The sequence below is a fragment of the Micromonospora sp. RV43 genome (assembly GCF_001029515.1).
Lineage (GTDB): Bacteria > Actinomycetota > Actinomycetes > Mycobacteriales > Micromonosporaceae > Micromonospora > Micromonospora aurantiaca.
In genome coordinates, this window is the sequence record NZ_LEKG01000001.1 from 233,409 (window position 1) to 253,928 (window position 20,520).

The window sequence follows — 20,520 nt, forward strand, 5'->3', positions numbered from 1 at the left end:
GGGCCCGTCGCCGCGGATCAGCCGGCCCGGCCCGCGGCGACCTCCTGCTCGGTCAGGTAGCCGGAGTCGATCAGGACGGACTTGATGTCCTCCTTGTAGACGGTCTGCACCGGCAGCAGGAACGCCGGCACGACCTTGACGCCGTTGTTGTACGCCTTGGTCTCGTTGGCCTTCGGCTCCTCCTTGCGCAGGAACGCCTCGGCGGCGATCACCGCCTGCTCGGCCAGCAGCCGGGTGTCCTTGAAGACGGTCGAGCTCTGCACGCCGTCGTTGATCAGCTTGACCGAGGCGACCTCGGCGTCCTGGCCGGTCACCACCGGCATCTTCTTGGCGCCGCCGCGGTAGCCGGCGTTCTGCAGCGCGGTGATGATGCCGCGGGACAGGCCGTCGAACGGCGACAGCACGCCGTCGACCTTGCTGCCGTCGTTGTAGCTGGAGGTGAGCAGGTCCTCCATCCGCTTCTGCGCGGTCTCCTACTGCCAGCGCAGGATGGCGGCCTGCTCGATCTTGGTCTGCCCGGACTTGACCTTCAGCGTCCCGGCGTCGAAGTACGGCTTCAGCGTGTCCATCGCGCCGTTGAAGAAGAACCCGGCGTTGTTGTCGTCGAGCGAGCCGGCGAACAGCTCCACGTTGAACGGGCCGGTGGCGGTGCCCTTGGCGCCGTCCTTGGTGAGCAGGCCGAGCCCGACCAGGAGCGCGTTGGCCTGCGCCACGCCGACCTTGTAGTTGTCGAAGCTGACGTAGAAGCTGACGTTCGGGCTGTTGCGGATGAGCCGGTCGTAGGAGATGACCGGGATCTTCGCCGCCGCGGCGGCCTGGAGCTGGCCGCTGAGCGCGGTGCCGTCGATCGGGGCGATGACCAGCACGTCCGCGCCCTGCGTGATCATCTGGTCGATCTGCTGCGACTGGGTCGGGATGTCGTCCCCGGCGTACTGGAGGTCGACCTTGTAGCCCTTGGCCTGGAGCTTCTCCTTCACCGAGTTGCCGTCGGCGATCCACCGTTCCGAGGTCTGCGTCGGCATCGAGACGCCGATCGTCAGGTCGCCGGGCTTGGCCGAGCTGGTGTCTCCGCCGCCTCCCGCGCCCTCGCCGCTGCAGGCGGCCAGGCTGATCGCGAGCGCGGCACCGCTGAGTGCGGCCAGAAGTCGTCTGCGCACGAGCGTCCTCCCTGTCGTGGCGGTCCCTGTGACACAGGTAACCCTCACGGGGAGTGTTAACGCTCACAAGTTGCCCCGTCAACCAATCGCGCGAAATGCGCATGTCTCTTTCTCGTAACAGAGACGACAGTCCAGGTCGGACGGGACGACGTGGCGGAACACCGCGGGGGCGACGGCGCGCCGCCCCCGCGGTGGCCCGGCTCAGGTCGCGGAGCAGGTGGGCGTCATGCCCGATCCGCTGCCGTTGCCCTGGAACCCGAACTCGGTGCTCTGACCGGCGCCGAGCTGGCCGTTGTAGCTCACGTTCGCGAACCGCACCGTGCCGCTGCTCCCGCTCGCGGTGGCGCTCCAGGTGTTGGTGATGCTCGCGCCGCCCGGCAACGTCATGGTGACGGTCCATCCCCGGGTGCCCGACGAGCCCGCGGTCACCTTCACCGTCGCCACGAACCCACCGGTCCAGGAGTTCAGCGACACCGAGGCCGAACACCCGCCCTGACCCGGCGGCGGGGTGGTCGGGTTGTTCGGCGGCGGCGTCGTGGTCGGCGGCGGGTTGTTGCCGCCGGCGTTCAGCGCGTCGAGCACCGCGTTGTACGCCGCCTTCTTGTTGCCCGCGCAGTCGAACAGCAGCGCGTTGTCCGAGCCGCGCCACGAGTCGCAGTCCCGCACGCCCCAGACCGTGATGCCGGTGCAGCGCGACACCGCCAGGCAGGCGCGGGTCACGGCGGCGTAGATGTTCGCCTGGTTGCCACCGGTCATCACGTCCAGCTCGGTGATCTGCACCTCGACGCCCAGGTCGGCGAAGCGCTGGAGGTTGGCCTGGTAGTCGCCGGGGATCGTGGTGCCCAGGTGCGACTGGAAGCCGACGCAGTCGATCGGCACGCCGCGCGACTTGAAGTCGCGGACCATGTTGTAGATGCCCGTCGACTTCGCGTTGATGCCGTCGGTGTTGTAGTCGTTGTAGCAGAGCTTCGCGCCCGGGTCCGCGGCGCGGGCCGCCCGGAACGCCGCCTCGATCCAGTCGTTGCCGGTGCGCTGCAGGTTCGAGTCGCGGCGCCCGCCGCTGCCGCCGTCGGCGAACGCCTCGTTCACCACGTCCCAGGCGTAGATCTGCCCGCGGAAGTGGGTGGCCACCTGGGTGACGTGGTTGATCGCGGCGTTGCGCAGCGCGCTGCCGGACAGGCCCTGTGCCCACGACGGCTGCTGGGCGTGCCAGAGCAGCGTGTGCCCGCGCACCGACATCCCGTTCGCGCGGGCGTGGCTGACCAGCCGGTCGCCGCCGGTGTAGCTGAACCGCCCCTGCTGCGGCTCGGTGGCGTCCCACTTCATCTCGTTCTCGGCCACCACGGAGTTGAACTCGCGGTTCAGCACCGTGGCGTACGTGTTGTCGGACAGCTTGCCGGTGGCGACGGCGGCGCCGAAGTAGCGGCCCTTCTCGGCCGCCGCCGCGCGCAGCGTGGTGCCGGCGCTCGCGGCCGGCGCCAGGGCCACCGCCATCCCGGCGGCGAGCGCGCCGGCCAGGATGCCGGTGGTCAGCAAGGCTCTCTTTCGTCTCATGCGGATTCCTCTTCCGGGGGGTTGCGCGATGGTGGTGGTGCGACTCCCCGACCCCGCGTCCGGTGGCGGTGGTGTCGAGGTACGACCAGCGCGGCTCGCCCGGTGAGCCTTGCGGCGCTCATGCCCTGCCATCGACTGTGAGCGATAACATCCCCCGGCGTCAACCCCTTCGGCTCATCCCGGCCCTAGGGGTACACGTCCTCGTGCGCCTTGCGGTAGTCGACGATCTCGCCCAGCCGTCCGGCGGCGGCGTGCGTCACCCAGGCCGGGTTGCCCAGCAGCGCGCGGCCCAGCGCGACCAGGTCGAACTCCCCGTCTGCCAGCCGCGCCGCCAGGCCCGCCACCGACTCCGGGCCGTCCGGGCGCAGGAAGTCCCGCCGCAGCCCGACCGAGCCGACGGTGATCGACGGCAGGCCGGTGAGACGCTTCGCCCAGCCGGCCAGGTTCAGCGGCGAGCCGGGGAACGCCGGCTGCCAGAAGCGGCGCTGCGAGGCGTGCAGCACGTCCGCGCCGGCCTCGGCGAACGCGCCGAGGATCTGCGCCAGCTCACCCGGGGTCTCGGCGATCCGCGCGTCGAACGCCCGCTCCTTGAACTGGGAGAACCGCACGATCACCGGGTGACGCGCCGGGACCTGCGCGCGGACCGCGCGCACCACCGCCGCCGGGAACGCCGCCCGCCGCTCCGGCGAGCCGCCGAACGCGTCGGTCCGGCGGTTCGTGTACGGCCACAGGAACTCGTCGAGCAGGTAACCGTGCGCGGCGTGGATCTCGATCGCGTCGAACCCGGCCCGCACCGCGACCTCTGCTGCATTCGCGTACGCCGCGAGCAGGGTGTCCACGTCGGCCGCGGTCATCGCGTACGGCGCGGGGCGGCCCGGCTCGCGTACCCCCGAGGGTGTCCACGCCGGACGGCCGTCGACCGGTTCGCGCAGGCTGCCCAGGTGCCACAGCTGCGCGGCGATCCGGCCGCCGGCGGCGTGCACTGCCTCGACCACGTCCCGCCAGCCGGCCTCGGCCGCGCCGGCGGTCATCCGGGGCACGGTGTCCTCGTGCCCCGCGCTGGGATGGTCGACCAGCACACCCTCGGTGACGATCAGGCCGATGCCGGCCGCGGCGCGGCGCCGGTAGTAGTCGGCCATCTCCGGCGTCGGCACGCCGCCCGGCGCGCGGTTACGGGTCATCGGCGCCATCACGAAGCGGGACGGCAACGGCAGCCCGGCGACGGTGACGGGTTCCAGCAGCGGCGTCACCGGCGATCCGGTGTCCAGGGTCGCGTTCATGACCCGACGCTAGGAGTTGACACCGGTGTCAAGGGCAAGCGCTCAGGCGGCCGGATCCCGGGTGTCCTCGGTCACTGTCATGTCGGACACCACGTCGTCGAGCACCGCGACGGCGTGCGCGAGCCATGCCATCTCGGCTGTCATCCGGGTCCGCTCCTCGCGCAGCCGGTCGGTGAGCCACGAGGTGCGGACCTCCGGATCGGTCACGCAGGGCAGCAGCTCGGCCATCCGGCGGCTGCTCAACCCGGCGTCGAACAGCCGCTGGATGAGCCGGACCCGGTCCACGGCCGACTCGGCGAAGACCCGCTGCCCGCTCGCGGTGCGCACGGCGGCGAGCAGGCCCTGCTGCTCGTAGTACCGGATGGACCGGGCGCTCACCCCGGTACGCGCCGACAGCTCCCCGATCCGCATCGCGCCTCCCCGCTCGCCGGACCTCCATCATCGGGCATGCCGCACCGGTCAGGACAGCAGCTCGACGTACCCGTCGGTGCCGTGCACGCGGATCCGCCCACCGTCCGGGATCAGCCGGGTCGCGTCCGGCACCGCCACCACTGCGGGCAGGCCGTACTCACGGGCGATCACCGCGCCGTGCGTCATCAGCCCGCCAACCTCCGTCACCAGGCCCGCGACGGCCACGAACAGCGGCGTCCAGCTCGGGTCGGTGTGTGCGGTGACGAGGATGTCGCCCGGCTCCAGGTCGGCGCCGGCCAGGTCCGCCACGACCCGCGCCCGCCCCTCGACGACGCCGGCCGAGACCGCCAGCCCGGCCAGGGCGCCCGGTGGCACGTCGTCGCGCCGGTACGAGCCGTTCAGCGCCTCGCCGTCGGAGGTGAGCACCCGGGGCGGGGTGAGCGACCGGTGCGCCCGGAACTCCTCCCGGCGCCTGCGGATCAGCGCGGCGTCCACAGAGCCGGTGGCCGCGACCTCGCGGAACTCGTCGAAGGTGAGGTAGAAGGCGTCCTCCGGACCGGCGAGCACACCGGCGCGCACCAGCCGGCCGGCCTCCGCCATGAGCGCCTGCTTGTAGACGGCGTAGCGGCTCACGATGTCGTACTTCGGGTACTCCCGGTAGCCGGCGAACGTCCGTACCCGCTCGATCACGGCCTGCGTCTCGGCGGCCCTACGCTCGCCGTCGGGCAGCGCGCGCAGGCGGTCCAGCACCTCCCGGGCCTTCGCCTCGGCCCGCTCCCGGCCCTGGGCGAAGCGGCGCGCGGCGGCGCCCGGGGCGAAGGTGCGGACGTTGTCCAGGATCAACGGGACGAGCGTGGCCGGGCGCTCGCTCCATCGTGGCCGGGTGATGTCGATCTCGCCGACGCAGCGCATGCCGTACCGGTCGAGGTAGCCGGCGATGGCGTCGCGCGCCCCGACGCCGCCGGGCAGCTTCGGCAGCTCGTCCAGGAACCCGTCGTCGGCGGCGTCCCGCAGGAACGCCACCACCTCGGGGTACGCGCGGACCACGTCCGCCACGTCGAGCAGCGCCAGGCCCATCTCGGCGGTGACGTTGCCGGGCGCGGAGAGAGTGAGCGTGTCGGCGGCGTCGCGTTCACCGAGCCACTCCCCCAGCTTGTCGTTGAGCCACCAGGTGGCCTGCATCCCCGCCATGATCACCTGGGCGCTCACCGGATCGGTGAGCACCCGCTTGTGCTCGGCGAACGCCTCGATCAGGAAGTCGAACAGCTCGGGCCCGGAGCGGCCGCGGACGTCGCGGCGCAGGGCGGCGATCGACTCCCGGCTGCGCTCGACGAGCGTGGTGACGATCGCCGGGTCGGTGTCGATCGAGGGCGGCGGGCCGCCCACGGGCGGGCCGGCCGGGGCCGGGTCCGGCGCGGCCGGTACGACGTCCCGGGCGAGGACCGTGTCCAGCGCGTCCCGGGTGAGCGGGTCGGCCCGGCCGATCATGCCCAGGAACGCGGTACGACCCGCCGCCGTGGACAGGTGCGGCGTGGCGTCGACGAACAGCCGCCCACCCGCCTCGTGCATCGGCGCCATGGCGGTCAGCCGCCACATCGACAGGCCCAGCGGCTTCATCGCGTCGGTCATCATCTGCTGGTGGCCGACCGACAGGTAGACGCGGAACCGCCCGTCGGCGGCCGCCGGCACCGGGAACAGCGTGGTGATCGGCCGGCTCTGGAGGATGTGGATGTCGTCGCCGGTCAGGGCCCACTCGATGTCCTGCGGGCACCCGAAGCGCGCCTCGATCCGCCGTCCCAGCGCGGCGAGGCGTACCGCCTGCGCGTCGGTCAGCGCGGGCTGGGCCTGCCGCGCCGGGTCGACTGGCGTCTCCCGGGTGCCGCCGCCGGGCACCGCGTGCACCGCCCGCGCCTTCGCGCCGATCGTCCGGCCGGCCACCGCGCCGTCGCGCACCGTGAAGACGTCCGGGTTCACCAGGCCGGAGACCAGGGCCTCGCCGAGACCGAAGCCGGCCTCCACCGACACCACCGTCCGGTTCCCGGTCACCGGGTCGGCGGTGAACATGATCCCGGCCGCGTCCGGGACGACCATCAGCTGCACCACCACGGCCATGTCCACGGCACGGTCGTCGATGCCGTGGCGCCGCCGGTAGGTCACCGCCCGGTCGGTGAACAGCGAGGCCCAGCAGCGGCTCACGTGCCGCAGCACCTCGGCCGTGCCGACCACGTTCAGGTAGGTGTCCTCCTGGCCCGCGAACGAGGCGGTCGGCAGGTCCTCGGCGGTCGCGCTCGACCGCACGGCGTACGCGGCGTCCGCGCCAAGCCCGGCCAGCGCGGCGGTGACCGCCGCCGCGACGTCGCCCGGTAGCGCGGTCCGCTCGACGACGCGACGCACCTCGGCAGCGGCCGTCCGGAGCGCCGCCGGGTCGTCCGCGTCCGCGCGGGCGAGCCGGTCCAGCGGGCCGGCCAGCGCCGGCGTCCGCGCCACGGCCAGCCGGAAGGCGTCGGTGGTGACGCAGAAACCCGGGGGTACGCGCACCCCGTCGATCCGCGTCAACGCCCCCAGGTGCGCGCCCTTGCCGCCGACCGCGGCGATCCGCGTCTCGTCGACCTCGTGCAGTTGCCACACGTACCGTCCGGTCATGCCGTGCCCCCGTTTTCGCAGCTCGACCCGCATCGGCCGCTGATTCTGCGGCATCACCGGGGCCTTGCGGCAAGACCCGGGGTGCGATATACGTTGATAGTGGCGAGGAGAGGTGTCTCCTTGCCTTTCGTTTTGCCGCACCACGAACCCCTGCCCTGACCCGCTGCCGTCACGTGAGTCAGATCTCCCCGCCCCGGGTGGAGTGCCGGGGGCGCGACGGGGCAAGAAGCGACCACGAGGCCGCGACGCGGCCCGGACGAGCGGGACCGGACGGGGTGGGGGAGACTCGGGCGATGAGCGGCGCTGACACCGACCCGCGTACGCGCGCCGACGTCTTCGCCGTGGACGCGGAGATCGGGCCGGACCTGGCGCGGATCGACTGGTCGGCGCACCCCCTGGGCCCGCCGGACACCTGGCCGCAGAGCCTGCGGACCGCGGTGCGGATCCTGCTGTCCTCCCGGTTCCCGATGTGGATGGCCTGGGGGCCGCAGCTCAGTTTCTTCTGCAACGCCGCCTACCGGCGGGACACGCTCGGCCGCAAGTACCCGTGGGCGCTGGGGCTGCCGGCGAACGAGGTGTGGGCGGAGATCTGGGACGACATCGGCCCCCGTGTCGACACCGTGCTGCGCACCGGCGAGGCGACCTGGGACGAGGGCCTGCTGCTGTTCCTGGAGCGCGCCGGTTACCGGGAGGAGACGTACCACACGTTCTCCTACAGCCCGCTGCGCGCCGACGACGGCAGCCTGGTCGGGATGCTCTGCGTGGTCAGCGAGGACACCGAGCGGGTCATCGGCGAACGGCGGATGGCCACGCTGCGCGACCTCGGCTCGGACCCGAGCGTCATCCGCACCGAACAGGAGACGCTCGCGTTCGTCAGCCGCCAGCTGGCCCGCAACCCGCAGGACCTGCCGTTCACGCTCACCTACCTGTACGACGACGACGGCGGCGCTCGGCTGGTGGAGGCGACCGGGTTGGCGGCGGGCCATCCGGCGGCCCCCGCCACGCTGTCGCCCGGCGACCCGGCCGCGCCGTGGCCGGCCGGCTCCCTCACCGAGGGCGAGTCGGTGCGGGTCGCGCTCGACGGCCCCGCCTTCACGGACCTGCCCGCCGGTGTCTGGCCCGCCGCGCCGGCCGAGGCGCTCCTGGTGCCGCTGCGGCAGCAGGGCGGAGCGCCGTACGGGTTCCTGGTCGCCGGACTGAACCGCTACCGGGCGCTGGACGACGGGTACCGCGGCTTCGTCGAGCTGACCGCCGGGCATCTGGCCACCGGGATCGCCAGCGCCCGCAGCTACCAGGCGCAGCAGCGGCGGGCCGAGGAACTCGCCGAGCTGGACCGCGCGAAGACCGCGTTCTTCTCCAACATCAGTCACGAGTTCCGCACCCCGCTCACCTTGATCATGGGACCGCTGGACGAGCTGCGCGGCCGGTTGCAGGGCGCCGACGAGCAGGTCCGCACCGAGCTGGACGTCATCCGCCGCAACGGGCTGCGCCTGGGCAAGCTGGTCAACAGCCTGCTCGACTTCTCCCGCATCGAGGCCGGGCGGATGCAGGCCCGCTACGAGCCGGTGGACCTGGCCGCGGTGACCGCCGACCTGGCGAGCGTCTTCCGGTCGGCTATCGAACGGGCCGGTCTGTCCTTCGAGGTGGACTGCCCGCCCCTGCCCGAGCCGGTGCACCTGGACCGCGGCATGTGGGAGAAGGTGGTGCTGAACCTGCTCAGCAACGCGCTGAAGTTCACCTTCGACGGCACGATCCGGGTGGAGCTGCGCGCCGATGGCGACGCGGCGGTGCTGCGGATCTCCGACACCGGCATCGGCGTACCCGCCGACGAGATGCCGCGCCTGTTCGAGCGGTTCCACCGCATCGAGAACGCCCGCTCCCGCTCCGACGAGGGCAGCGGAATCGGCCTGGCCCTGGTCCAGGAGCTGGTCACGCTGCACGGCGGCGACATCGACGCGTCCAGCGCGGTGGGCCGGGGCACCAGCTTCACGATCCGGCTGCCGTTCGGCACCGCCCACCTGCCCGCCGACGCGCTCGCCCCGGCGGGCACCGGCCGGGCGCCGGTGTCGGCCGAGCCGTTCGTGCAGGAGGCGCTGCGCTGGCTGCCCGCCGACCCGGGCGCCGCCGTCGGCGCGGGCGACCCGGCCGAGGGGCCGGTCCAGCCGCTGCCCGGTGGGGCGCCGGCCCGGGTCCTGGTGGCCGACGACAACGCCGACATGCGGGAGTACCTCACCCGGCTGCTGCGCTCGGCCGGACACGAGGTGCGGGCCGTCGCCGACGGGCGGGCCGCGCTGGACGCCGCCCGCGCGCACACCCCCGACCTGGTGGTCAGCGACGTGATGATGCCCCGGCTCGACGGCCTGCAACTGGTGGCCGCGCTGCGCGCCGACCAGCGTACGGCCGGCACTCCGGTGCTGCTGCTGTCCGCCCGCGCCGGTCAGGAGGCCTCGATCGAGGGGTTGGAGGCCGGCGCCGACGACTACCTGGTCAAGCCGTTCCCGGCCGCCGAACTGCTGGCCCGGGTACGCGCGAACGTGGAGCTGGCCCGGCTGCGCAACCACCACGCCCGCTGGCGTACCGCGCTCGTCGACTCGTTGCAGGAGGCGTTCTTCGTCTGCGACGAGGACGGCGCGGTGGTCGAGATCAACGCGGCGTTCACCGGCATCCTCGGGTACGGGACCGAGGACCTGCCCTACCCCGCGGTGCACCCGTGGTGGCCGGACCGGGAGGCCGAGCCCGAGGCGCACCGCCAGGTGGCGGAGGCGTTCTCGAGACTCGTGGGCCAGACCCGTGGCACGTACACCGTGCCGGTGACCCACCGCGACGGGCACCGGATCTGGATCTCGGCCGCGTTCAACCAGGTCGACGACCCGGACAGCGGCCGCCGGATGATCGTCGGCACGTTCCGCGACGTCACCGCCGAGCACTACGCGGTGCAGCGGGAGACCGCCCTGGCCGGGCTCAGCATGCGGCTGTCGCAGGCCGACGACCTCACCGACGCGCTGCACGGGGTGCTGGACGAGCTGCGCAAGCTGTGGCGGGCCGCCGGCGTGCTCACCGCCGTCTTCGGCGACCTGCCCGCCCCCGAGGTGACCGCCACCGACCCGGCGGCCCGGTGGGAGACGTTGCCGCAGGAGCGCCGGCAGGCGTTGCTCGCGCTCCGGGACACCCCGCTGCTGACCCCGGTGGCGACGCGTACGCACGGCGCCGGCATCGCCGTCGAGCATCCGCACGGCACCATGGCGCTCTGGATCGACCTGGGCGAGAAGCGGCCCTGCACCGAGCAGGACCAGACGCTGCTGGCGCTGCTGGCCGGCCACATCGGGCAGGGGCTGCACCGGGTGCACCAGATCGACCAGCAGCGGGAGACCGCGCTGGCCCTGCAACGGGCGATCCTCGGCCCGGCGCAGCTCCCCGCCGGTTTCGCGGTGCGGTACTCCCCCGCCGCGATGCCGCTCAAGGTCGGCGGCGACTGGTACGACACCGTCGAGCTGCCGGACGGGCGCATCGGCATCGTGGTCGGCGACTGCGTGGGACACGGCCTTCAGGCCGCGACGGTGATGGGGCAGCTGCGCAGCGCCTGCCGTGCCCTGCTGTTGCAGGACCCGAGCCCGGCCCGGACGCTCGTGGCGCTGGACCGGTTCGCCGCGCTGCTGCCGGGGGCGTCCTGCGCCACCGTCTTCTGTGGCGTCCTCGACCCGGCCACCGGCCTGATGCGCTACTCCAGCGCCGGTCACCCACCGGCCATCGTGGTCCGCGCCGACGGCACTCCCGAACTGCTGCAGCACGGCCGGTCCCGGCCGCTGGCCGTACGCCCCGGGCAGGAACGTCCCGAGGCGGAGGCGACGGTCCCGCCGCGCGCCACCCTGATGCTCTACACCGACGGCCTGGTGGAACGCCGCCGCCAGCCGATCACCGCCGGCATCGCCCGCGCCACCGACGCCATCCAGCAGGGCCACCACGCGCCGGTCGAGGTGCTGGCGACCGAGATCATGGACCGGCTCACCCCGGACGGCGGCTACCACGACGACGTGGCCCTGCTGCTCTACCGTCACCCCGGGCCGCTGGAACTGGAGTTCCCGGCCGAGTCGACGCGCCTCGCCGAGGTCCGCACCGCGCTGCGGGGATGGCTGGACCGCTGCGGGCTGGCCCCGGCCCACGCGTACAACATCCTGGTGGCGGCCGGGGAGGCGTGCGCCAACGCGATCGAGCACGGGCACCGCGACAACCCGGGCGGCCGGATCCGGCTGCGCGCCGCCGCCACCGCCGGCGCCCTGCGCCTGAGCGTCACCGACAGCGGACACTGGCGCGACCGGGACCAGCCTCCCGACCCGCACCGCGGCCGGGGACTCGTGCTCATGCGCGCGCTGATGGACAACATCAGCGTCACTCCGGGGGCCACCGGCACCACCGTCGACATGCAGGCGAGGATCACGCCATGAGCACGTCCCTGACCCTGACCACGAGCGACAGCCCCGACGGCGTCCGCGTGCTGGCCGCCGTCGGTGAGATCGACATGAGCAACGCGTCCGCCTTCGCCGACGCGCTGGCCGAGGCCGTACGCCCCGACGGCGAGCCCCTGGTCGTGGACCTCACGAAGGTGGAGTACCTGGACAGCGCCGGGCTGGCCGCGCTGTTCCCGCACGCCGACCGGATCGCGCTGATCGCCGGCCCGCTGCTGGAGCCGCTGCTGACCATCTCCGGGCTGGCCGACCTCACCACGGTCCGCAGCGCCTGACGCCGTCGGGGCGTCAGGCGCTGTCGCGGGTCGGGCGCCGTCACGGGCTGTCGCCTGGTCGGGCGCGGTCGCGGGGTCAGGTTCCGTTGCGCACGATCACCAGCGGCGAGTGGGCGTGGTGCAGCACCGCGTGGCTGACCGAGCCGAGCAGCAGCCCGCCCAGCGCGCCCCGTCCGTGCGCGCCGACCACCACGAGCTGGGCGTCCTTCGACTCCTCCACAAGCACCCGGGCCGGGGCGCCGCGCAGCGACCGCTGCCGTACCGGCACGTCGGGGTAACGCTCGGCCCAGCCCGCGATCGACTCGGCGAGGACGCGCCGGGACTCCTCGGCGAGCGCCTCCGGGTCGTACACCAGGGGCAGGATGTCGCCGGGGCCGATCGGGGTGGGGTACAGCCAGGCGTGCACCACGATCAGCGACGCGCCCCGGCGGTCGGCCTCCTCGTACGCGTACCCGACCGCCGCGGTGGACAGCTCGGAGCCGTCCACGCCGACCACGACCGGGCCGTCGGCGCGCGCCTCGCCGCGCGTCACCAGCACCGGGCAGTGCGCGCGGGCCGACACCTGGAGCGTGACCGAGCCGATCAGCAGGCCGGCGAACCCGCCCAGACCGCGGTGGCCGAGCACGATCAGCGCCGCCTCGCTCGACTCGGCGACCAGCACCGCCGCCGGCGCGCCGTCGACCACCACGCCGGTGACCGGTACGTCCGGCGCGACCTTGCCGGCCTCGGCGACCGCCTCGGCGACGACCCGTTCGGCCTGGTTGCGCAGGCCGGCGCCGGCGGGCGCGCCCGGGGCCGGGGTGAGCGGCGCGCGGGTCAGCGGCCAGATGAAGGCGTGCACCACCTGCAGCGGCCGGTTCCGGTCGGCGGCCTCGCGGGCGGCCACCCGGACCGCGTCCAGCGAGGCGGCGGAGCCGTCCACGCCCACCACGACGGGGGCCTGCGAGTGGATCGTCATGTCGTCCTCCTTCACTCGTCCTCAGCCTGCCGGTCAGGCGGCCGGCCCGGCAGGGCCGGCGGGCCCGGCGTGGGGGCCGTTGGTCCCGCGGAAGCGGCGGGTCAGCCGCAGCACCAGCCCGGGCAGCACGCCGATCGCGGCGCAGGCGAGCAGGTCGAGCGCGCTGAGCGGCGAGGTGCCGAGCAGCTCGCGCAGGGGCGGCAGCAGCACGCCCGCCACCTGGAGCACAGCGGAGATCGCTACCGCCACCGGCAGCGCGAGGTTGCGCTCGCGCGAACCCGGGGTACGGATCGCGCGGACCGCCAGCGCCACGCCGAGCTGGGCGAGGCCGAGGACCACGAACACCACCGACTGCCACGGCCGGTCGGCCGCCGCGGCCCACACCCCGGCGCCGAACGTCGCCGCGGCGATCAGCCCGCCGGTGACCAGCACGTCCCGGCCCAGGCCGGCGCCGAGCACCGACTCCTGCGGCGAGCGGGGCGGCCGGCGCAGCGTGCCCGGCTCGGCCGGTTCCGCGCCGAGCGCCACACCGGGTACGCCGTGGGTGAGCAGGTTGATCCAGAGGATCTGCGCCGGCAGCAGCGGCACCGGCAGGCCGAACAGCGGGCCGAGCAGCATCACCGCGATCTCGGCGACGCCACCGGCGAGCGCGTAGCGCAGGAACCGGCGGATGTTGTCGTAGATCCGGCGGCCCTCGCCGATGGCGGTCGCCACGGTGGTCAGGTCGTCGTCGACGAGGACCAGGTCGGAGGCCTGCCGGGCCACCTCGGTGCCGCCGCCCATGGCCACGCCGATGTCCGCGCGGCGCAGCGCCGGGGCGTCGTTGACGCCGTCGCCGGTCATCGCCACCACGTGCCCCCGGTTCTGGAGGCCGGCGATGATGTCGAGCTTCTGTTCCGGCTGGGTCCGCGCGTACACCCGGGTCTCGGGGTGGGCGCGGCCCGGGTCGCCGTCGTCGCCGTTGGCGAGCGGGTCGCCGTCGCGCCAGAGCCCGAGCCGTCCGCCGATGGCGGCGGCGGTCGCCGGATGGTCGCCGGTGATGAGGACCAGCCGGATGCCGGCCTCCTCGAAGCCCGCGGCGATGCCGGGGGCCGCGGCGCGCAGCGGGTCGCCGACCGCGACCAGGCCCAGGGGGCGCAGGCCGGCCGGCCGGGCCGGGTCGGGCAGGGTGTCGACCACCGCGGAGGCCACCGCCAGAACCCGCAGCCCTTCGGTGGCGAGCCGGTGCGCGGCGTCGGTCAGCTCGGCCAGTTCCGCGGCGTCGGCGTCCACCAGCGGCGCGGCCAGCAGGTTCTCCGGCGCGCCCTTGCAGACCACCAGGTAGCGCCCGTCGCAGCGGCGGTGCACCGTGGTCATGCGGCGCAGGTCCTGGTCGAACGGGGCCTCCGCCACGCGGGGCCAGGCGTCGCGGGTGGTGTCCGGGTCCAGGCCGCAGCGGGCGCCGAACGTGACGAGCGCCGCCTCCAGCGGGTCACCGATCGCCGTCCACTCGGGCCGCTCGTCGGTCGGCGGCGTCACTGTGGCGTCGTTGCAGAGCAGCCCGGCGCGGGCGAGAGCGCGCAGCTCGTCGGGGGCGCTCACCGGCTCGCCCCGGTGGTGCACCTCGCCGTCGGGCGCGTAGCCGGTGCCGGTGACGGCGTAGCGGTCGCGGCCGGGGACGACCGCGTACTGCACGGCCATGCGGCCCTCGGTGAGCGTGCCGGTCTTGTCGGAGGCGATCACGGTGACCGAGCCGAGGGTCTCCACCGCGTGCAGCCGGCGGGGGATGGCGCGGCTGCCGGCCATCCGGCGCGCGCCCAGGGCGAGCGCCAGCGTGACGACGGCGGGCAGCGACTCCGGTACGGCCGCCACCACGAGGCTGACGGCGGTGACGGCCATCTGCGTGACCGGCCGCCCGTCGAGCACGCCGATGGCGAAGACCAGCCCGGAGAGCACCACGGCGGTCAGGCCGAGCACCCGGCCGAGCGAGGACAGGCGTCGTTGCAGCGGGGTGGGCGCCGGCCGGGTCGCCGCGACCAGGGCACTGATCCGGCCCAGCGCGCTCGCCGCGCCGGTGCGCGCCACGGTTCCGGTGGCGCGGCCGGTGGTGACCACGGTGCCGGCGCTGGCCTCCTCCCCCGCGACCCGGGCCACCGGCACCGACTCGCCGGTCAGCGCCGACTCGTCCAGGCTGAGGCGTACCGCGTCGGTGAGGTCCAGGTCGGCGGGTACCACGTCGCCGGCCTCCAGCCGGACCAGGTCGCCGCGGACCAGGTCGGCGGCGGGCAGCACGAGGTCACGGCCGTCGCGGACCACACGCGCGGTCGGTGCGGCGAGCCGGTCCAGCGCGGCGACGGCCCGGTCGGCGCGTACCTCCTGCACCACGCCGATCACGGTGTTGATCAGGACGACCAGCACGATCACGGCGGTGTCCGGGTAGTCGCGCAGCAGCGTGGTCACCACGGCAGCGGCCAGCAGCAGCGCCACCAGCGGGTCGGTGAGCTGGCGGAACACCCGGCCGGCCAGCCCGCGCTTGCGCGGGGCGGCCACGGTGTTCGGGCCGTCGGCGCGCAGCCGGGCGGCCGCCTCGGCCGAGCCGAGCCCGGTCGCGGGGGCCGGAGAGATCTCGGTGGGCGTCGTCGCTGTCGCCGGCCCGCCGTTGATCACCACATCGTCCTCCATGTCGTCGCCGCCCGCGCCGGGCAATCCCAGCATGCCGCGCGAACCTACGTGGGTCGCAGGGCCGAGGGCCTGTCGGACCCGGGACCAACGGCCCCCCGCGTACGGGGCAGCGCGGCCCCCGGCTCGTCGGTAACGTCGGCGCGGTGAGCCGGACACGCAGCGCCACCGAGCCGACACCTCTGTCCCGTCACCGATGGGTCCGGTGGACGCTCGCGGTGCTCCTCCTCGCGTCGGCGGGGTGCGGGAGGGGGTTCGGGGAGGAGAGCGGCGACGCGCTGGCGCGTGACACCGCGGCGGCGGAGGCGAAGCAGCTCAACACGGAGCTGGGTCACCGCAACCGGGCGCGGGACGCCGGGTCGATCGCAGCGGCCGAGATCGTCCAGGAGCCGACGGACGCCGCGTCCGGCGGCGGTGCGACAGTCCGGCGGGAGGCGCTGGCCTGGTCCGGGCGCACCGCCGGGAACGAGCGGGCCACCGTCGACGTGCGGTTCGTGGTGACGGTGCCGGAGCAGCCGCCGGTGTCGATCGGTGGCGCGAGCAACAGCGCCGGTGAGGCCGCGCGCTGCTACCGCTACGAGTTCGAGCTCTACCGCTACACGACGTACCACGAGATCGACTGTCCGAGCGGCGCCGCTCCCTCGCCGCCCACCGCCGCGCCGGTGCCGAGGGTGCCCGAGGACGGGCGGCAGCGGCTCACCGCCGTGCTGCGCACCGCCACCCCGGACACGCTTGCGGGCGCGGTGCGGGCGGCCTTCCCACAGGACTGGATCAGCGTCGACACGACAGTGCACGAGGGCGCGCTCGTCGCCGCCGTCGGCGTACCGGCCGAACGGGACTGTCTCCTGCTCGTCCGCACGCCGGCCGGGAAGATCGAGAGTCCCGGGTACGACCGGATCTGGCTGGAGCCGGGCGAGACCGGCTGCCGGACCGCCCTCTACGTGGCGCCGCCGCGCTGACGTACCGGTTTGCCGCGCGGCCGCCGGGGCACCTGACGGTCATGACTGATCCGGAGCAGTTCCAGCGGCAGCAGGAGGGCGCGCTCGAGCGCGGGCAGGTGTTCCAGGACGCCGAGGGACGGCGTACCCGGGATCCGGGCGCCGGGGCGGAGAACGCGGAAAGTGAGGCCGACCGCAACGCCGAGCACCTGGCGCGCGGCGAGGTGGGCCCGGGCGTCCCGGCGGACTGACGCGCCGGGCCGATGTCAATGTAGCGTTGACGGGTGACCCTGGACCGCCTGTCCGAGATCGCCGCGGCCCGGGTCCGGCTGGACGACCGCGAGCTGGACCTGATCGACCGGGCCCGGCACGACGGCGCCACCTGGGCCGACGTCGCGCGGGCGCTGGGCCTGGGCAGCCGGCAGGCCGCCGAGCAGCGCCGGCAACGCCTCGTGGCGGCCCGGCGGACCCGCCTGGCCCGGCTCGACCCGGGCGACTCCCCCGAACTGCCCGTGCTGCGGGCGGCAGTCACCGACCTGCACCGCTGGATCGAGACGGACCGCGCGTGGGACGGGCGCTTCGCCCGCGCGGCGTTGACGCGCCGCACCTGCGCGCTCGCGCTGGACGCCCCCGCCGGGCCGCTGTACGCGCTGGCCGCGCACCTCGCCGACGACCTGGCCGGGGCGGGGCGGCGGCTGCCCGCTCCGGCACGCGACGCCGCCCGGCGCATCGCCGCCGCGCTGTCAACATCGCATTGACGTACGCCCAAGGCATTGCCCCGAGACGGCTCAACTCCGGAGGATGTGAGTCCACCAGACTCAACCTCTCGGGGGATCCATGCGCCGCAACGCCGTCCTGTTCGTGGCCGTCTCGCTGCTGTCCGGCCTCGGCGGCAGCGCCATGGCCCTGGTCTCCGGCATCTGGATCCTCGATCTCACCGGTTCCACCGGGCTCGCCGCGCTGGCCGGGCTCTGCGTCTACGCCCCGACGCTGGCCGGACCGTGGCTCGGCGGCCTGCTCGACCGGGTGCCCCGGCGTCCCCTGGTGATCGGTGTCGACCTCGCGCTCGCCGCCGCGCTGCTGAGCCTGCTGGCGGTGCGAGGGCCCGGCGAGGCGTGGCTGATCTACGCCGTCTCGCTCGCCTACGGCATCGGCTACGTGCTCGTCGACGCCGGCGAGACCGCGTTGCTGCCCGCCGCGCTCCCCCCGGCCCGGCTGGCCGACGTCAACGGCTGGCGGTCGAGCGCACAGGAGGGCATGAAGCTGGTGGCGCCGCTGGCCGGGGCGGGCCTGTACGCGTGGCGGGGCGGGCACGTCGTCGCGGTGCTCGCCGCCGCCGTACCGGTGCTCGCGGCCGCCCTGTACGGCGCGTTGCGCCTGACGCGGACCGCCCCCGCTCCCCCGGCCGCACGCCCGGCGCGGGTGTGGGACGGCCTCGCCGCGCTGCTGGCCCGGCGGGCGGTGCGCGTACCCGTGGCGCTCGCGGCGGTGTCCATCGCGATGTCCGGGTTCACCACCGCAGCGCTGTACGACGTGGTGGTGACGGACCTGGCGCTGCCGTCGACGTTCCTCGGTGTGCTGGCGAGCGCGCAGGGCGGCGGGTCACTGCTCGCCGGGCTCGTCGTCGGCCGGCTCGTCCGTCGCCACGGCGAGATCACGGTCGGTGCCGCGGGCGCGGTCCTGTTCGCCGCCGGCTGTCTGGGGCGCTGCCTGCCCTGGTGGCCGGGCACTGTGGCCGCCTCGGTCGTCGTCGGTGTGGGTCTGCCGTGGACGCTCGTCGCGGCGGTCACCGCCGTGCAGACGTACACGCCGCAGGCGATGCTCGGGCGGGTCGCCGGGACCGCGAACACCGCGATGTTCGGCCCGATCACGCTGGCCATCCCGCTCGGGTCGGCGGCGGTCGCGGTCGGCGGCCGGCCGCCGCTGGTGCTCGCCGCGGTGGCGTGCCTGGCCGCGGCACTGGCGGCGGCCCGGACCGGAGGCCGCGGAGGCGTCATCACCGCGTCGGAGGCCGAGGCCCGGGTCCGGGCCTGACCGGATGCGGCCCGTCCCCAGGGGTGAGGGGGACGGGCCGCACGATCGTCAGCGCCAGGTGTCGCTGACGGCCCGGGTGCCGCCGGCCGGCGTGGTGAACGTCCGGTTCGCGCCGGACTCCCAGATCACCGTGCCGTCCGGGTTCTTCTTGACGTACTTGTACTCGACAGCGGTGTTCGCGGGCAGGTCGACCGTGGCCCGCCAGACCGGATAGGCGGCGGACGAGAGGGCGACGGCGGCGGACGGGTTCCAGCCGCCGAGCGCCGGGATGTTGCCGACCACGAACACGTTCTGTCCGTAGACGGTGGTCGCGGTGACGGAGAACGTGGTGGCCACAGCCGTGCTGACGGTGTCGCCGCGGAACGTCTCGGTCACCGCGTACGTGCCGGTGGCCGGCGTGGTGAGCGTCCGGTTCGCGCCGGACTCCCAGGTGACCGCACCGGCGGTGGTCAGCTTGACGAACTTGAACTCCACGCCGGTGGACCGGGGCAGGCTGACGGTGGCGCGGTAGGTGCCGCCGCCCTGCGCGGCGAGCTTGACGCCGTTCGCGGGCGTCCACGAGCCCAGCTCGGGGATGCTGCCGACGACGTAGACGTCCTGCCCGGCGGCCAGGTTCGCGGCGACGGTGAACGTGGTGGCGATCCGGTCACCCGGGCTGACCGTGGGGGACGCGGTCGGGGAGGCCGTCGGCGACACGGTCGGGGAGGCGGTCGGGGACGGGCTGGCACCCGGCCGGGCGTTCACGTGGATCGCGACCGCGTCGTTGGCCGGGAGGGTCACCGTGGCCCGGCCGCCGGCCACGGTCACCGTGGAGCCGGTGCAGCCGCTGCCGGTGGCGACGCCGGAGATGACGTCGCAGTACCGGCCGTCGGCGAGCCCGGTGACGAAGGTGGCGGTGGTGGCCGAGCCGGAGTCGTTGACGCCGATCCAGGCCCGGTCGCCCCGGTGGAAGCCGATCACGTTGCTGTTCACTGTGGTGAAGTCCGAGACGGTCTTCACCGGCCGGGCGGCGTTGGCCCAGCCGACCATGCCCTTGACGCCGGTGCTGCGGCTCAGGCAGTTCCAGGCGGCGCCGCAGGTCGTGTCGGTGACCCGTCCGGTGCCGTCGTGCGGCGGGGACTGGTTGCGGTTGGACCAGGTGAAGCTGTCGTAGACCGACGGCTTGCCGTGCGGGTAGGCCAGCGCGAAGTAGTTCGCCAGCACGTAGTCGGTGCCGTTCTTGTACGACAGCACCACACCGTCGCGCTCCAGGTCGTGGTTGGTGACCATGGCGAAGACGTTGGCGCTCGGCGCGTCGAGGTTCCAGTTCGGCACGTTCGCCAGCGCCGAGATCGAGCCCTGGAACGCCGAGCGAATGCCCTTGGCGTACGCGAAGTCGAGCACGTCGCCGTTGCCGATGTACGCCCGGGCCTGCAACGCGGGATTACTGGCGCCGTCGAAGATCTCCTGTGCGACGTACGGACGCCGGCCCTCGGCGACGGTGTTGTTCAGCTTGCCCAGGATGGCCGCGAAGTCGTCCTTGCGGATGTGCTTGACCGCGTCGACCCGGAAGCCGTCGACGCCGAGCCCGATCAGGTCGTTGAGGTAGCCCGCGATCTTGTTGCGGACCGCTTCCTTCTCGGTGTAGAGGTCGGACAGCGACAGCAGCTCGCAGCTGGTCACCTGGGCCTCGTTGTTCCAGTCGCTGATCGCGCCGCCGGTCGGGCAGTTGTCGCCGGGGCGGTGGAAGTCGCCGGCGCCGTACGGCACGGCCGGGTAGCTGTAGCCGGAGAACTCGGTGCCGGCGTAGCCGCGCGTGCCGGCCGGGTTGTTGGTGCCGGCCATGTGGTTGACGACCGCGTCGACGTAGACGCGCACACCGGCGTTGTGGCACGCGGTGACCATGGCGGCGAACTGCTGGCGGTTGCCGAACCGGCTGTCCAGCTTGTACGACACCGGCTGGTACACCTCGTACCAGGGGTAGGCGCCGTCGGCGCTGGCGGGCAGCTTCACCGACTCCTGCGGCGGCGCCACCTGCACCGCGCCGTAGCCGGCCGGTCCGAGGTGGTCGGTGCAGGCGGCGGCGACCGAGTTCCAGTTCCATTCCCAGAGGTTGGCGGTCACCTCGCTGTCGTTCAGGACGACGGCGAGGTGACCGCCACCCAACTGG

The 20,520-nt window shown here is 74.1% G+C and carries 13 protein-coding genes and 1 pseudogene; 6 read left to right on the forward strand and 8 right to left on the reverse strand.

All coding sequences use genetic code 11. The features are described 5' to 3' along the window. Positions 1-17: 17 nt before the first annotated feature. The 5 genes and pseudogenes from chvE to rph form a co-directional block, all read right to left on the reverse strand. Positions 18-1,022 (reverse strand): annotated as a pseudogene (chvE, locus tag ABD52_RS00975) (multiple monosaccharide ABC transporter substrate-binding protein). Between the two features lie 336 nt (positions 1,023-1,358). Continuing rightward, the gene (locus ABD52_RS00980) at positions 1,359-2,711 is read right to left on the reverse strand and encodes an endo-1,4-beta-xylanase (RefSeq protein ID WP_013286834.1); all 1,353 of its coding nucleotides are present in this window, start codon (positions 2,709-2,711) and stop codon (positions 1,359-1,361) included. A 185-nt stretch (positions 2,712-2,896) separates the two neighbouring features. Further along, positions 2,897-3,991 (reverse strand): 12-oxophytodienoate reductase, encoded by a 1,095-nt coding sequence (locus ABD52_RS00985; RefSeq protein WP_047890367.1) that lies wholly within the window; start codon positions 3,989-3,991, stop codon positions 2,897-2,899. Positions 3,992-4,033: 42 nt separating this feature from the next. After that, complete coding sequence (locus ABD52_RS00990; RefSeq protein ID WP_047890366.1) at positions 4,034-4,402, reverse strand: MerR family transcriptional regulator; 369 nt, start codon at positions 4,400-4,402, stop codon at positions 4,034-4,036. A gap of 48 nt (positions 4,403-4,450) precedes the next feature. Further along, positions 4,451-7,045 (reverse strand): rifamycin-inactivating phosphotransferase, encoded by a 2,595-nt coding sequence (rph, locus tag ABD52_RS00995; RefSeq protein ID WP_047890365.1) that lies wholly within the window; start codon positions 7,043-7,045, stop codon positions 4,451-4,453. A gap of 293 nt (positions 7,046-7,338) precedes the next feature. Here rph and ABD52_RS01000 point away from each other — a divergent pair, with 293 nt between their 5' ends. Continuing rightward, positions 7,339-11,487: a SpoIIE family protein phosphatase gene (locus ABD52_RS01000; protein ID WP_047890364.1), complete on the forward strand. Its 4,149-nt coding sequence runs from the start codon at positions 7,339-7,341 to the stop codon at positions 11,485-11,487. Continuing rightward, positions 11,484-11,783, forward strand: a complete 300-nt coding sequence (locus ABD52_RS01005; protein ID WP_013286839.1) for an STAS domain-containing protein — start codon at positions 11,484-11,486, stop codon at positions 11,781-11,783. The genes ABD52_RS01000 and ABD52_RS01005 overlap by 4 nt, the downstream gene beginning before the upstream one ends. 76 nt (positions 11,784-11,859) lie before the next feature. Here ABD52_RS01005 and ABD52_RS01010 read toward each other — a convergent pair whose 3' ends face one another. Beyond that, the gene (locus ABD52_RS01010; protein WP_047890427.1) at positions 11,860-12,741 is read right to left on the reverse strand and encodes a universal stress protein; all 882 of its coding nucleotides are present in this window, start codon (positions 12,739-12,741) and stop codon (positions 11,860-11,862) included. Between the two features lie 33 nt (positions 12,742-12,774). Continuing rightward, positions 12,775-15,435 carry a cation-transporting P-type ATPase gene (locus ABD52_RS01015; protein WP_047890363.1) on the reverse strand — a complete coding sequence of 887 codons (2,661 nt, stop codon included), beginning with the start codon at positions 15,433-15,435 and terminating at the stop codon, positions 12,775-12,777. A 110-nt stretch (positions 15,436-15,545) separates the two neighbouring features. Between ABD52_RS01015 and ABD52_RS01020 the strand changes: the two genes are divergently transcribed. The 4 genes from ABD52_RS01020 (at position 15,546) to ABD52_RS01035 (ending at position 18,371) form a co-directional block, all read left to right on the forward strand. Then, complete coding sequence (locus ABD52_RS01020; RefSeq protein ID WP_235437288.1) at positions 15,546-16,358, forward strand: hypothetical protein; 813 nt, start codon at positions 15,546-15,548, stop codon at positions 16,356-16,358. Between the two features lie 41 nt (positions 16,359-16,399). Next, entirely contained in the window at positions 16,400-16,588 is a 189-nt protein-coding gene (locus ABD52_RS41545; RefSeq protein ID WP_047890361.1) for a hypothetical protein, read from the forward strand. A 33-nt stretch (positions 16,589-16,621) separates the two neighbouring features. Further along, positions 16,622-17,095 (forward strand): hypothetical protein, encoded by a 474-nt coding sequence (locus ABD52_RS01030; protein ID WP_047890360.1) that lies wholly within the window; start codon positions 16,622-16,624, stop codon positions 17,093-17,095. 79 nt (positions 17,096-17,174) lie between these two features. Continuing rightward, complete coding sequence (locus ABD52_RS01035) at positions 17,175-18,371, forward strand: MFS transporter (protein ID WP_152748161.1); 1,197 nt, start codon at positions 17,175-17,177, stop codon at positions 18,369-18,371. Positions 18,372-18,419: 48 nt separating this feature from the next. Here the strand turns inward: ABD52_RS01035 and ABD52_RS01040 are convergent, their stop codons facing one another. Beyond that, positions 18,420-20,516, reverse strand: a complete 2,097-nt coding sequence (locus ABD52_RS01040; RefSeq protein WP_063778284.1) for a carbohydrate-binding module family 20 domain-containing protein — start codon at positions 20,514-20,516, stop codon at positions 18,420-18,422. Between the last annotated feature and the right edge of the window lie 4 nt (positions 20,517-20,520).

Coding starts and splice junctions, on each gene's coding strand:
- ABD52_RS00985 (WP_047890367.1), bottom strand. CDS start 3,991: ATGAACGCGACCCTGGACACCGGATCGCCGGTGACGCCGCTGCTGGAA.
- rph (WP_047890365.1), bottom strand. CDS start 7,045: ATGACCGGACGGTACGTGTGGCAACTGCACGAGGTCGACGAGACGCGG.
- ABD52_RS01035 (WP_152748161.1), top strand. CDS start 17,175: ATGCGCCGCAACGCCGTCCTGTTCGTGGCCGTCTCGCTGCTGTCCGGC.
- ABD52_RS00980 (WP_013286834.1), bottom strand. CDS start 2,711: ATGAGACGAAAGAGAGCCTTGCTGACCACCGGCATCCTGGCCGGCGCG.
- ABD52_RS01000 (WP_047890364.1), top strand. CDS start 7,339: ATGAGCGGCGCTGACACCGACCCGCGTACGCGCGCCGACGTCTTCGCC.
- ABD52_RS00990 (WP_047890366.1), bottom strand. CDS start 4,402: ATGCGGATCGGGGAGCTGTCGGCGCGTACCGGGGTGAGCGCCCGGTCC.
- ABD52_RS01010 (WP_047890427.1), bottom strand. CDS start 12,741: ATGACGATCCACTCGCAGGCCCCCGTCGTGGTGGGCGTGGACGGCTCC.
- ABD52_RS01015 (WP_047890363.1), bottom strand. CDS start 15,435: ATGCTGGGATTGCCCGGCGCGGGCGGCGACGACATGGAGGACGATGTG.
- ABD52_RS01005 (WP_013286839.1), top strand. CDS start 11,484: ATGAGCACGTCCCTGACCCTGACCACGAGCGACAGCCCCGACGGCGTC.
- ABD52_RS41545 (WP_047890361.1), top strand. CDS start 16,400: ATGACTGATCCGGAGCAGTTCCAGCGGCAGCAGGAGGGCGCGCTCGAG.